Genomic DNA, 13,157 nt, shown 5'->3' with positions numbered 1-13,157 from the left:
AAATAATTCTAATTTGCGAAAATGGAAGCGGCAAAGGCCGCGGCTTTCTGCCTCAGGCCCCTTCGGAGCGGCAGAGCGCCGACGAACGAGCCATGCGATGCGGCAATTAGAACGCCGCGGCGGCTCGGCCTGAATGACATGCATCAAGACGGCGCAATGCGTCGCAGCGCGGGACGGATAGCGATGTGGGGGAAAAGCCGAGTGGTACGCCCTAGGGGAGTCGAACCCCTCTTTCCAGAATGAAAATCTGGCGTCCTAACCGATAGACGAAGGGCGCATACCTGCTCGCGCGGTGCAGCGTGTTTGCTGCAAGCGAGGCCGCCTTATACGGCTCCATGAGACGGATTGCAAGCCCCGGAAAGCCCGGAAATACCTCGTTTTTCCGAGATTTCGCTTAAGGCGCGGCATCGCGCGCGGCGACCGCGTCCTCGATCTGGAACTGAACGTCGCGGCGGCCCTGCCAGTCGTCGGATTTGAGCCGTCCGGCAAGGTGGAGCGCCCCTGCTCCCTTGTCCATCAGCAACGCGCCCAGAGGCGATTCCGCCGCGCGGAAGGCAATCGCTTTCAACCGCCCGCCATCCTCCGCGCTGAGAATGCAGCGGACGTGATTCTTGCCCACGATATCGGCCCGGACGACCCGGACCGAGGGCAGCGCGAAGCGCGGCTCGGAATTGCCCGCGCCATAGGGCCCGGCCTGCTGGAGAAGCTCGTAAAGGTCGCGCGTCGCCCCACGAAGCGAAAGCGCCCCGTCGAGCCGCACGGCGCGGGATTCCGACGCCGCCATGACGGGCTCTTCCAGCCGTTTCGACAGGAAGTCCTCGAAAGCGGCGAGCTTGTCTTCCTTGAGCGTGATCCCCGCCGCCATGGCGTGACCGCCGCCATTGACGAGAAGCCCGGCTTCGAGCGCCGCGGTGACGGCGCGGCCGAGATCGACGCCGTTGATGGAGCGGCCCGAGCCCTTGCCCTCGCCTTTCGAGTCGATGGCGACGACGAAGGTCGGGCGCTCATATTTGTCCTTGAGGCGGCTTGCCACGATGCCGATGACGCCAGGATGCCAGCCTTTGGCGTGAGCGAGAATAAGGGGCGGCGGCGTGTTGCGCCGCTGGGCGGAGAGCCTGTCCTCCACCTGCGCCATCGCTTCTTCCAGCACGCGGGCCTCGATGGCCTGCCGCTCGGCATTGAAGGTGTCGAGCGCTTCGGCGAGTTCGCGGGCTTCATCGGCATTGTCGGTGGTGAGCAGCCGCGCGCCGAGATCGGCCTTGCCGACGCGCCCGCCCGCATTGACGCGCGGGCCGAGCAGGAAGCCGAGATGATAGGGATTGGGCGCGCCTTCCAGCCGCGCGACCTGGCCGAGCGCGGTGAGGCCGATGTTCTTGCGGCGCGCCATGATACGCAGCCCCTGCGAAACGAGCGCGCGATTGAGGCCGATCAGCGGCACCACATCGCAGACCGTGCCGAGGGCGACGATGTCGAGCCATTCCATCAGGTTCGGTTCGTCGCGCGTCTCGAAGAAGCCGCTCTGGCGCAGCGCCCGGTTGAGCGCCACGACGAACAGGAAAGTAACGCCCACGGCGGCGAGCTGGCCGAGGCCACTTTCATCGTCGAGCCGGTTGGGGTTCACCAGCGCATGGACCGGCGGCAGCGCGGGCTCAGCCTGATGATGGTCGAGCACGACCGTGTCGAGCCCTTCATCCTTGGCGACGCCGAGCGCCTTGTGGGCCATGGTGCCGCAATCCACCGTGACGAGAACCTTCACGCCCTCGCCCGCCAGTATCTTCATGGCCGGCGCATTAGGGCCGTAGCCTTCGTCGATCCGGTCGGGAATATAGATGCGCAAGGGCTTGCCGAGCGCGGAGAAATAGCGATGCAGCAGCGCACTCGAGGTCGCACCGTCCACATCGTAATCGCCGAAGACGGCAACCTTCTCGTTATTTGCGACGGCATCGGCCACGCGGGCGGCGGCCTTGTCCATATCGATCAGCGCACTCGGGTCCGGCATCAGGGATTTGAGGCTGGGGGTGAGATAGGCCGCGACCTCTTCCGGCGGAATGCCGCGGCCCGCCAGCACGCGCGCCACGATCTCCGGCAATCCCTCGCGCTGCGCGATCGCCATGGCGAGGCGGTCGTCGGCGAGACGGCTCACCCATTGGCGGCCGGTCGCGGAACGCTCCACGCCGAGGAAGGATCTGTCGGATGCGGACGGGGCAGCGAGGCTCATCGCGCGCTCGTTATAGGGGTTGAGTCGGACATGGGGAGAGGATAGCGCGGCAGCGGGGTCCGGGTCGAATGGAAGAAAAACTCACCCGGTATCTCCACTGTTACACCCAAAATATTGCCTCACTTTATCAACGGTTGTTTCTCTCTTTCCAAATCCGTTCAACCATCCAGCATACTCCTCCTCATCCGGCATCAACTGATTCATTTCCACTTTCGACCAGTCAAAAAGGACTGCTTTGGGAAGAAAAAAGAACAAATGCTTTCGCCCATTCTTCCTTAGACTATCCCCATACGAAGCGAGTTCACCGCCCAGAATTTTTGAAAAAAATATGCAATCATCAGTATAGGAAGTAATTGCTCTCATAAAGTCGGAGTATCTTGCGTCTTCAAAACCATTTTCATCTCTGATACCAAAATAAAGTTCCGCCAGACGTTTACGTGGGATCGGCGCCTGAACCCGAAACTCTTCAATCAAAGAGTTTCGCGATAGATGAGCCTTCTCAAGGCCCACGATCGCGCTAAACAATTCTGACGCCGCAGCGAGTCCTCTCACTCGAATAGAAAGCTTATCGAAAACCAAGCCCTCAAAAGCCTCTAGAGGGACCCTTGCTGATAGAAGGGTCTTAAAATCAGCAAGAAACTCAAAGGATTCGAACGGCAGAGACGCAACAAATGTATTGTGGCTTCGAACCTCAACGAATCTTTTACAATCGTTTTGCAGGGAACTGTAAGCGCTCCACATTGGAACTATGTGCTGCTTCTTAGCTGCCAGAAATGTGTTTGATGTGAAAAAACAAAGAGAAAGTGCTGAATTCACTGCATTCAAGTCAGCAACAAGCTCTCTTTTCCTTTGGCTTCTGCCGATCGCAAACTGCGCGCCCAAAGCACCAAAGAAGGCGCCAAACGCCCCAACAACAACCGTCGCGAAGGCGCTAGACTTTAGGATTTCGTGTAGCTCCCCCAGCTGAATAATCCAATCCATTCGGAAACTCTTCCCTCACAGTCCTCAAGTCCCGCATAGAACAAGGATACTGCGAGAACGGGGGCAGGGTCGAATGGATGTGTGGCGTTATTCTCCACCAAACAAAACCTTGTCATCCCGGCCTTGTGCCGGGATCCAGGGGCGACCAACTCCGCATTTGCAGCCCCTGGGCCCCGGGACAAGCCCGGGGTGACAGCATCATTTGGTGCCCGTGCTGAGCCCTATCGGATAACACCGTTGTTTTCCCTCACGAACTGACGATCACGTCTTCGTTCTTCACGGCCTGGATATATTCGGTGCGCGCGGCCTCGCGCATTTCCTCGGCGCGCGGGGTTTCCGACTTGGTCCAGCGGTCCATCACCACGCAGGCGACGAGATCGCCCGTGACGTTGAGACTGGTGCGGAAGCGCTCCAGGATGCGGTCTAGACCGATGATGAGGGCAAGCCCCGTCAGCGGGACGCCGACGCTCGACAGCACAGAGGCGAGCACCACGATGCCGACGCCGGGCACGGCGGGCGTGCCGATGGAGGCGCCGACCGTGGTGGCGATGAGCGCGATCAGGACGCTCGCGGACAGGTCGATCTGATAGAGCTGCGCCATGAAGATGGTGGCGAGCGCCTGATAAAGCGCGGTGCCGCCCATATTCATGGTCGCGCCGAGCGGCACGATGAACTGGGAAAGCGAGGGGCGGACCTTCAGCACCTCCTCCGCCGTCTTCACCGTGACGGGCATGGTGGCGGCGGATGAATTGGTCGAGAAGCCGAGCAAGATGGGCTCGCGGATCGCCTTCAGCATGAAGATGGGCGAGCGCCCGCCCAGCACCATCGCCGTCAGCAGATAGACGACCAGCAGCACGATCATGCCGAAGACGACGACGGCGGCATAGGCGGCAAGCCCCGTCAGCACGTCGGGTCCGGTCTTGATCATCACCTGCGCCAGCAGGCCGAAAACGGCGACGGGCGCAAAGCGCATGACATTGGCGACGATGGCCATGCTGACTTCCTGCACCGACCCCAACAGCTCGAAAAGCGGTTTGGAAGATTCAACCGGTACGCTCAGAAGCCCCACCCCGAGCACGATGGCGAAGATCACGATCTGGAGCATGTCACCCCGGACGATGGAGCCGAGCGGGTTGGTCGGCAGCACATCGGTGATCTTGCCCGGCAGTTCCTTCAACCTGGTGGCCGGGTCATCATCTTGCGCATTCGCAATCTTCTCCGATTGCGCCGCGACCAGATCCCCCACCGGGCCCTGCAATTCCACCTGCGGCGCCACGGCGCGGTCTACATAGTCGCCGGGCTTCAGCGTGAGCCCGATTGCGATACCGAGCGCGGCGGCGGCGATGGTGGAAATGATGAAATAGAAGCCCAGACCGAGGCCCGTGCTTTTGAGCTGGCGGACATCGGTGGCCGCGGCGATCCCCCTGACGATGGACGCCAGGATCAGCGGCACGACGATCATCTGGATGAAGACCAGAAAGAGGTTACCGGGCAGCGCGAGCCATTCGCCGAGCGCGGTGGCGACGGGCCGCGAGACGAAACCGGAATCGGGATTGACGAAGAGACCGGTGGCGATCCCCAGCACCATGCCGATCAGCACCTGCAGCCAGAGCCGCCCCCGGGTCAGCCGGTTCAGCGGATCGGTCAGGAATTTCAGGCTCTTGGGAGAGACGTTTTCGAGCGTGGAGAAGAGCTTTCCGAGCATCGTTTCGCCTTTTCATTCCGGTTACCGGCTTCTAGACGATCATGCTGCCCGGGCCCTTGAGAAAGATCAAAGGGGGGGATGGAGCGGAATTCCAATCTCGTATCAACCGTCATGCCCCGCTTCATGCGGGGCATCCACGTCTTGGCGGTAGAAAGAAAGACGTGGATGGCCCGGACAAGCCGGGCCATGACGTTCACTTACAATGCAAGACAGTCCTACTTGAACTTGTCGACGGTCGGGTGGAAGGACTTCACCTGTCGGACCGTCTTGGTGGAGGAGCGCATCACGATGGAATGGGTGGTGATGCCACCACGCACATAGTGGATGCCGTCGAGCAGCCAGCCCGGCGTCACGCCCGTGGCGGCGAAGATGACGTCGCCCGAGGCCATTTCCTCAAGCTCGTACTTCTTGTTGAAGTCCTCGACGCCCATTTTCGCGGCGCGGGCCTTCTGCTCTTCCTTCTCGGTGACGAGACGGCCCTGCATCTGGCCGCCGATGCAGCGCAGCGCCGCGGCCGCCAGCACGCCCTCAGGCGCACCGCCCTGACCGATATAGATGTCGACGCCGGTATCGGGATCCGTCGTCGCGATCACGCCGGCCACGTCGCCATCGGTGATGAGCTGCACCCGGGCGCCCGCCTCGCGCACCTTGCGGATAAGCTCCGCATGGCGCGGGCGGTCGAGAATGCAAGCCGTGATCTGTTCGATGGCCACACCCTTTTCCTTGGCCAGCGCGCGGATATTGTCGGCGGGATCGGCATCGAGATCGACAAGGCCCTTGGGATAGCCGCCGCCGATGGCGATCTTGTCCATATAGGTGTCGGGCGCGTTCAGGAGCGTGCCGCCCTCCGCCGCCGCGAGCACGGCCATCGCATTCGGCATCGCCTTGGCGGTCAACGTCGTGCCTTCCAGCGGATCGAGCGCGATGTCGACCGCCGGGCCTTTGCCCGTGCCGACCTTCTCGCCGATATACAGCATGGGGGCTTCGTCGCGTTCGCCCTCGCCGATCACGACGACGCCGTCGATGTCGAGGACGTTCAGTTCCTTACGCATGGCATCGACCGCGGCCTGGTCGGCCTGCTTCTCGTCGCCGCGGCCCACCCAGAGCGACGACATGACAGCCGCGCGTTCCGTTACGCGCGCCATCTCCAGCGCCAGCATTCTGTTCAGACCTTTAGATTTCGCCGCCATGCGGACCCCCGTCTAGTTCGCCCTATCGCCGGGCATCAAGTTCAGATCAGTTTTTCTTCTTTCAGCGAAGCTCGCCATCCTCGATACGGATCATCAACGGCTCGCCCGCCACATCTTCATGGGCCTTCAACAACTCCATGGCGCGCACCATGGTCGCCTCGTCGCATTCATGCGTGACGAATACGACAGGAAGACGACCGCTGGCATCGCCGCCGCCGCCCTTCTTGTCGCCCTTCGGACCGCGCTGGACAATGCGTTCGATCGACACAGAGGCTTCCGCCAACGCCTTGGTGATCGCCGCCATGCTGCCCGCCCGGTCCACTGCGCGCAGACGCAGGTAATAGGCGCTTTTGTGCTGCGCCATGGCCGAGGGCGCCTTCGCCTTCAGCCTCGCCACCGGCAACATAAAGGGCGACAGGACGAGACCGCGCGCAACATCGATCAGATCGGAGAGAACGGCAGACGCCGTGGGCCCCTCGCCCGCGCCGCGCCCCTCAAGCACCGTATGCCCGACCCGGTCGCCATCGACGGCAACCGCATTATAGACGCCGGAGACGGCGGCAAGCGGCGTGCCCACCGGCACGAGCGCGGGATGCACGCGCTGCACCAGCCCCTGATCCAGCTTTTCGGCAATGGCGAGCAGGCGGATCTTGTAGCCGAACTCGGCAGCGAAATGGATGTCCGTCGCGCTGATCGCCTCGATACCCTCGATATGGACGGTGTCGAAATCGAGCTCCGTGCCGAATGCGAGGGTCGCCAGAATGGCAAGCTTGTGCGCGGCGTCGATACCGCCGACATCGAAGCTCGGATCGGCCTCGGCATAGCCGAGTTCCTGCGCGTCCTTCAGCACATCGGCGAAGTCGCGGCCCGTCTCCTCCATCTCGGTGAGGATATAATTGCAGGTGCCGTTGAGAATGGCGTGGATGGACGCAACATCGTTCGCGGCCAGCCCCTCGCGCATCGCCTTGACGATGGGAATGCCCCCGGCCACCGCAGCCTCGTAATTGAGGGCGACGCCGCTGGCCTCGGCCAGCTTCGCGAGCGCAACGCCGTGATGGGCGACCATGGCCTTGTTGGCGGTGACGACATGCTTGCCGGATTTGAGCGCGGCCTCGGTCAGCTCCTTGGCAATGCCTTCCGAGCCGCCGATGAGTTCCACCACGAGGTCGATATCGTCCGCCGTCGCAAGCGCCATCGGATCGTCTTCCCAGCGCATGGACGCAAGGTCCACACCGCGATCCTTGTTGCGATCCCGCGCGCTCACGGCCACGACGTCGATGGGACGACCGCACACGGCGGCAAGCCTGTCGCCCTGCGCCGACAATATCTTCAGCACGCCCGCGCCAACCGTCCCGAGCCCTGCGACCCCTATCTTCAATGCCTCGCTCAAAACGCCTCGCTCAGTCCTTTTGTCTCATTCACCCCGTCATTGCGAGCGAAGCGAAGCAATCCAGTTCCTGCCGTACCGCTTCTGGATTGCTTCGGCGCTTTCGCGCCTCGCAATGACGGCTACCTGTTATTCACTCTCTACGACAATCCCGCCCGGCTTGCGCTGGGATGGTCGACGACCTTGCCGTTTTCGGCCTCGTAATCGGCCAGGATCTTGTCCGCGTTTTGCATGAACTTCTTCACGCTGCGCGCGGCCTGACGGATGCGCTGCTCGTTCTCGACAAGACCGAGGCGCACATGCCCGTCGCCATATTCACCGAACCCGACACCCGGCGCCACGGCAACATCCGCATGCTGAAGAAGCAGCGTCGTGAAGGCGAGCGAGCCCAGATGCGCGAACTTCTCCGGGATCGGCGACCAGGCGAACATGGTGGCGGGCGGCGCGGGAATGTCCCAGCCGGCGCGCGCCATGCTCTCGACCAGCACGTCGCGCCGCGTCTGATAGGTCTTGCGGATTTCCTCCACGCAGTCCCACGGCCCGTTCAGCGCGGCGGCGGCGGCCACCTGAACCGGCGTGAAGGCGCCATAGTCCAGATAGGATTTCACGCGACCGAGCGCCCCGATGAGCTTTTCATTGCCGACGGCAAAGCCCATGCGCCATCCCGGCATGGAAAAGGTCTTGGAGAGCGAGGTGAATTCAACCGTGCGCTCCATCGCGCCGGGCACCTGCAGAACCGAAGGCGGCGGCGTGGCATCGTCGAAATAGATCTCGGCATAGGCGAGATCGGAAATCAGATACATGTCGTGCCGCGCACAGAAGGCGACGACCTCCTTGTAGAAGTCGAGGCTTGCGACCTGCGCGGTCGGATTGGACGGATAGTTGATGACGAGCGCGATGGGCTTGGGCACCGAATGGCGCACGGCGCGCTCCGCGCTGGCGAAGAAATCGCCCTCGACATCCATCGGAATGTTGCGGATGACGGCACCCGAAATGATGAAGCCGAACGCATGGATCGGATAGCTCGGGTTCGGCACCAGAATCACGTCGCCCGGCGCAGTGATGGCCTGGGCAAGGTTGGCGAGCCCTTCCTTGGACCCCAGCGTCGCGATGATCTGGCTTTCCGGATCGAGCCTTACGCCGAAACGGCGCTCGTAATAGGCGGCCTGCGCGCGCCGGAGCCCCGGAATGCCGCGCGAGGAGGAATAACGATGGGTGCGCGGGTTGCGCACCGTCTCCACCAGCTTTTCCACGATATGGGGCGGTGTCGGCATGTCCGGATTGCCCATGCCGAAATCGATGATGTCGCGTCCCTGTGCCCTCGCCTGTGCCTTGAGCTTGTTGACGACTTCAAAGACGTAGGGCGGCAGACGTTTGATACGGTGAAATTCTTCGCTCATGGCTCAATCCAGTGGCGCCGGTGGCGGAGATCCGCGTCGGCTGCCGGTTCAAATCCCCTGCCCGGCCCGCGAGGGGGCGACTTCTGACGCTCAGACACGCGGAAAGGCTTGGGTTCAGGGCGCTTCTTATAGCTTCAACTGATAGCCGCGGCCATGCAAATTCACAGCCCGGCCCATGGGATAAATCCACCGGAATTGCGGGTGGATTATGACCGGAAAGCGCCGCTGGGATGGCCGAACCGCAAACGCCCCGGCCATGCCGGGACGCCGCAACCCGGAATTACTCGGCCACCTCACTGGCGGGCGCCGTTTCCACATCGCCGGTAGGCGCGGCGGCGACATTATCGCGCTCGCCGGTGGGCGCCGGAGCGGCTTCCGCCGCGGCAACCGTGTCCTTGTCCTCGCTGTCCGACTGCTTCTGGATCGCGGCAAAGCTGTCATGGCCGCCCCGATCCGGCATCGGAATGGCGCCCCGGGCGTCATATTCGGACTGCTTGTCCAGATCTTCCTTGGAGGTCTCCGGCACGTCCTTCAGCTCGGGCACCGGGCTCGGCTTCACCACTTCGGGGGCCGGCGCGGGCGGCTCGGTGCCGCCGCGCAGCACCTGATCGGAATGCATCGCATTCTTGCGGTCGGACACGAGGCCCTCGGCAATGTCCTCGCGCTCGTCGAGCGAGGTGGTGGCCGGGGCCTGATCCGGCACGTCCTTCAGATCGGGATAGCTCTCATTGGACGTCGCGGGCGCGGGCGGCTCGTCGCCACCGAAAATGCCGCAGCCCGCCAGCGTGGCAGCAAGGAGAATCGCGGCGCCTGCGCGGGGAATGGCAGCCATCCGCCCCCTGCCGCCGATGGAACGCCCTGCCACTTTACCGATCTTCATTGTCTTCTCCCTGACTTGCCGCAACGGACCGCCCCGCCCGCTGCCAATTTCCTGCAACATCTATCGAATATGCCGATTTCTCGCGGCCTCACCCCTTGGCGCGGGACGCACTCTGCGCTTCAATCGGCAAGCGGCAGAGAATGTACAGTAAAGCAACAACCGGCGAAACCGGAACGCCCCGCAGTCGGGCGCACAATGGACGAGAGCCCCGCCAGAGGGTCCGTCCCTGAAATCCACCCCCGAACACGAGGGATCGGAACACACATGACCGATACGGCGACGAGCAGCTCAAAACCCGCCACTGCCTCCGAAAAAGCCGACAAGACCACGCCTGACGGGGGCCAGCCCGGAAAACAGGCCGCCAAACCCGGCAAAAGCGCCAAATCCGCTTCGACGGGAAAGAGCGCGTCGAAGAAAAAGACGACCGCGGCCGGGAAGAAGGCCGCCGGAAAGTCCACCGCGAAGGCGGAGAAGAAGGCGGAGGTCGCAAAGCCCGACGCCAAAACCGGCCAGTCCACATCCGGCGGGACCAAGTCCGACCAGACCAAATCCGGCCCGGGCAAGGACGAGCCGAAAGCCGCCAATCGCGCGTTCCAGGACTATCCGATACCCGACATGGCCGAAATGGCCATCAACCTCCTTCAGGCCGCGACCTATGGCCAGAAGGCCGCCCGCCTGCTGATGAAGAATGAGGACAGTACCGATTTCGGCGGCGCGATGTCCGATCTGCGCCGCATCGGCGAAACCATGATGGAGGTCGCATCCGGCTATATGCGCGACCCCTTCAAATTCGTCGAGGCGCAGGCCGCGCTCTGGGAAGGCTATTTCAATCTCGCCAATGCGGTGACGCGGCGGATGATGGGCGAACCGGTCGCGCCGCTGGCCGAACCCGCCCGCTCCGACAAGCGCTTCCGCGACCCCGACTGGCAGGAAAACCTCGTCTTCGACGTGATGAAGCAGGCCTATCTGCTGACCGCGAAATGGCTGGTCGACCAGGTGGAACAGACCGACGGGCTCGACAAGCACACCCGCCAGAAGGCGGACTTCTATATGCGCCAGCTTTCCAACGCGATTTCGCCGTCGAACTTCCCCGTCACCAATCCGGAAATCCTGCGCACGACGCTCGCCACCAATGCCGAAAACCTCGCCAAGGGCATGAAGCATCTCTTCGAGGATGTGGACCGGGGCCATGGCAAGCTGCAGATTCAGCAGACCGATATGTCCGCCTTCGAGCTCGGCAAGAATATCGCGCTGACCCCGGGCAAGGTCGTCTACCAGAACGATCTGATGCAGCTCATTCAATATGAGCCCACGACCGAGACGGCGCACAAGACGCCGCTGCTCATCTTCCCGCCCTGGATCAACAAATATTACATCCTCGACCTGACGCCGCAGAAGTCGCTCATCAAATATTGCGTCGACAATGGCTACACCGTCTTCGTCGCAAGCTGGGTGAACCCCGATGCGCATCTCGCGATGAAGAGCTTCGAGGATTACATGTATGAGGGTGTCTATGCCGCCCTCGACGCGGTGGAACAGGCGACCGGCGAAAAGGAAGTGAACGCCGTCGGCTATTGCATCGGCGGCACCCTGCTCGCCTGCTCGCTCGCCCATATGGCGGCGAAGGGCGACACCCGCATCAAGTCCGCGACCTTCCTCGTCGCGCAGGTGGACTTCTCCGAAGCGGGCGATTTGCAGGTCTTCATCGACGAGGACCAGATTTCCGAAATCGAAAAGGCGATGAAGCAGAAGGGCGGCTATCTGAAGGGGTCGACCATGGCCAACACCTTCAACATGCTGCGCTCCAACGACCTGATCTGGAACTATGTCGTCAACAATTACATGCTGGGCCGCGAACCCATGCCCTTCGACATTCTCTACTGGAATGCCGATGCGACGCGCCTGCCCGCCGCCATGCATGTGTTCTATATGCGGCAATGCTATCTGGAGAACAGGCTGTCCAGAGGCGAGATGGAACTGGGCGGGGTGAAGCTCGACCTCACGAAGATCAGCATACCGACTTATCTGCAATCGAGCCGCGAGGACCACATCTCGCCCTTCAACTCCGTCTACAAGGCGACGAGGCTCTTCTCCGGGCCGGTGCGCTTCATCGTGGCGGGCTCGGGCCATATCGCCGGCGTCATCAACCCGCCGCTGGCGAACAAATATTACTACCTCACGAATGACGAGTTTCCGGAGTCGCCCTATGTCTGGGCCGACAGCGCCGAACAGCATCCCGGCTCCTGGTGGCCGGACTGGCAGGAATGGCTCGGCGAGAAATCCGGCGACATGGTACCCGCCCGCGTGCCGGGCGACGGCAAGCTGAAGGTGCTGGAAGAGGCACCAGGGTCTTACGTGACGGTGAAGTCGGAAGATTGAGGCGCCGCCGTCATTGCGAGGAAGCCTTTTGGGGTAAGCCTGTCCCCACTCAACAAATGTCATCCCGGCGAAAGCCGGGACCCATTGGCCTTTCGACAAACGACTATTGCGAGTGGATCCCGGCTTTCGCCGGGATGACACGCAGAGGGAATTCAGAGCTTCGCCCGCAGCACATACATGAACGGGAGCGACGGCTTGTCGGGCGGCATGGCGTAGAGGCCGTCTTCCATCTGGACCATGCCGTCCCAGGTATCGAGAATGTTGCGGTCGAGTTCGCGCAGTTCCGTAATCGTAAGCCCGGCGCGGATGAGCGCGGTGACGACCTCTCCCAGCGGATGGTTCCACTGCACGCTTGGCGCGTCGGCCTCGCTTTCATACCCGCCCGCATAGGTGACGGCCCCGCCTTCGCGAAACCCTTCCGGCGCCGTGAAATAGGGATAGGCGAGCCGCGTGCCGTCGCCCTGCTCGTCCAGCATCCATTCCAGCGGATGAAACTCGAAGAGATAAAGCTCGCCGCCGGGCTTCAGGAGATCGCGCACGACGCGCGCCCAGCGGTCCATATCCGGCAGCCAGGGCAGCGCGCCGATGCCCGTATAGACGATGTCATAGGTCTCGCCGAGGGCTGAAGGCGCGTCATAGACATCCGCCGTGACGAAGCGCGCGTCGAGCCCGGTTTCCTCCGCAAGCTCCCGCGCGACCGCCATCGCCTCGCCGGAAAAATCGAGGCCTGTGACCTTGGCCCCGAGCCGCGCCCAGGAAAGCGTATCGAGGCCGAAATGGCACTGGAGGTGGACAAGCGACTTGCCGCTTACGTCGCCAAGGTCTTCCACTTCCAGCTTTTGCAGCGAAAGCGCGCCCGCGCGGAAGGCCTCGACATTATAGATCGGCGATTTGAAGTGCCCCGGCAAGGTGGCGTCCCACATCGCCCGGTTCTGCTCGCGCCAATCCCTATCTTGCCCGCCTTCATTCTGCCTTGGCATTTCATCCTCCTGCGGAAAACAAAGCCGGCCAGATTGA

9 protein-coding genes and 1 tRNA gene are annotated in these 13,157 nt (G+C 62.4%); 1 reads left to right on the top strand and 9 read right to left on the bottom strand.

Features of this window, described 5'->3' with window-relative positions; translation table 11 throughout:
* Window positions 1-202 precede the first annotated feature (202 nt).
* From ACSSVQ_RS01100 to ACSSVQ_RS01065, 8 genes are all read right to left on the bottom strand, one after another.
* Window positions 203-277, bottom strand: a tRNA-Glu gene (locus tag ACSSVQ_RS01100).
* 117 nt (window positions 278-394) lie between these two features.
* Window positions 395-2,218: a single-stranded-DNA-specific exonuclease RecJ gene (gene recJ, locus ACSSVQ_RS01095; RefSeq protein WP_454180472.1), complete on the bottom strand. Its 1,824-nt coding sequence runs from the start codon at window positions 2,216-2,218 to the stop codon at window positions 395-397.
* Between the two features lie 81 nt (window positions 2,219-2,299).
* The gene (locus ACSSVQ_RS01090) at window positions 2,300-3,199 is read right to left on the bottom strand and encodes a hypothetical protein (protein ID WP_454180471.1); all 900 of its coding nucleotides are present in this window, start codon (window positions 3,197-3,199) and stop codon (window positions 2,300-2,302) included.
* 247 nt (window positions 3,200-3,446) lie between these two features.
* A complete protein-coding gene (locus tag ACSSVQ_RS01085) occupies window positions 3,447-4,904 on the bottom strand; it encodes a dicarboxylate/amino acid:cation symporter (protein WP_454180470.1) in 1,458 nt (485 codons plus the stop codon).
* A 215-nt stretch (window positions 4,905-5,119) separates the two neighbouring features.
* On the bottom strand, window positions 5,120-6,094 hold the full coding sequence (gene glpX, locus ACSSVQ_RS01080) for a class II fructose-bisphosphatase (protein WP_339614363.1): 975 nt from the start codon (window positions 6,092-6,094) through the stop codon (window positions 5,120-5,122).
* Between the two features lie 61 nt (window positions 6,095-6,155).
* Window positions 6,156-7,484, bottom strand: coding sequence for a homoserine dehydrogenase (locus ACSSVQ_RS01075; RefSeq protein WP_454180469.1), 1,329 nt, complete (start codon window positions 7,482-7,484; stop codon window positions 6,156-6,158).
* A gap of 137 nt (window positions 7,485-7,621) precedes the next feature.
* Entirely contained in the window at window positions 7,622-8,881 is a 1,260-nt protein-coding gene (locus tag ACSSVQ_RS01070; RefSeq protein ID WP_454180468.1) for an LL-diaminopimelate aminotransferase, read from the bottom strand.
* A gap of 280 nt (window positions 8,882-9,161) precedes the next feature.
* Complete coding sequence (locus ACSSVQ_RS01065) at window positions 9,162-9,761, bottom strand: hypothetical protein (RefSeq protein WP_454180467.1); 600 nt, start codon at window positions 9,759-9,761, stop codon at window positions 9,162-9,164.
* A gap of 264 nt (window positions 9,762-10,025) precedes the next feature.
* Here ACSSVQ_RS01065 and phaC point away from each other — a divergent pair, with 264 nt between their 5' ends.
* Window positions 10,026-12,140 carry a class I poly(R)-hydroxyalkanoic acid synthase gene (gene phaC, locus ACSSVQ_RS01060; protein WP_454180466.1) on the top strand — a complete coding sequence of 705 codons (2,115 nt, stop codon included), beginning with the start codon at window positions 10,026-10,028 and terminating at the stop codon, window positions 12,138-12,140.
* A 152-nt stretch (window positions 12,141-12,292) separates the two neighbouring features.
* On the opposite strand, the gene ACSSVQ_RS01055 is transcribed toward phaC, so the two are convergent.
* Window positions 12,293-13,120 (bottom strand): class I SAM-dependent methyltransferase, encoded by an 828-nt coding sequence (locus tag ACSSVQ_RS01055; protein WP_454180465.1) that lies wholly within the window; start codon window positions 13,118-13,120, stop codon window positions 12,293-12,295.
* Window positions 13,121-13,157: the final 37 nt, after the last annotated feature.

The sequence above is a fragment of the Parvibaculum sp. MBR-TMA-1.3b-4.2 genome (assembly GCF_053628815.1).
The sequence above is the reverse complement of the archived record's forward strand: the minus strand, read 5'-3'. Positions and strand labels throughout refer to the sequence as shown.

What these genes read in the sequence shown, in the direction of transcription:
- phaC (WP_454180466.1), top strand. Translation starts at nt 10,026, where the DNA reads ATGACCGATACGGCGACGAGCAGCTCAAAACCCGCCACTGCCTCCGAA.
- ACSSVQ_RS01070 (WP_454180468.1), bottom strand. Translation starts at nt 8,881, where the DNA reads ATGAGCGAAGAATTTCACCGTATCAAACGTCTGCCGCCCTACGTCTTT.
- ACSSVQ_RS01065 (WP_454180467.1), bottom strand. Translation starts at nt 9,761, where the DNA reads ATGAAGATCGGTAAAGTGGCAGGGCGTTCCATCGGCGGCAGGGGGCGG.
- glpX (WP_339614363.1), bottom strand. Translation starts at nt 6,094, where the DNA reads ATGGCGGCGAAATCTAAAGGTCTGAACAGAATGCTGGCGCTGGAGATG.
- recJ (WP_454180472.1), bottom strand. Translation starts at nt 2,218, where the DNA reads ATGAGCCTCGCTGCCCCGTCCGCATCCGACAGATCCTTCCTCGGCGTG.
- ACSSVQ_RS01085 (WP_454180470.1), bottom strand. Translation starts at nt 4,904, where the DNA reads ATGCTCGGAAAGCTCTTCTCCACGCTCGAAAACGTCTCTCCCAAGAGC.
- ACSSVQ_RS01090 (WP_454180471.1), bottom strand. Translation starts at nt 3,199, where the DNA reads ATGGATTGGATTATTCAGCTGGGGGAGCTACACGAAATCCTAAAGTCT.
- ACSSVQ_RS01055 (WP_454180465.1), bottom strand. Translation starts at nt 13,120, where the DNA reads ATGCCAAGGCAGAATGAAGGCGGGCAAGATAGGGATTGGCGCGAGCAG.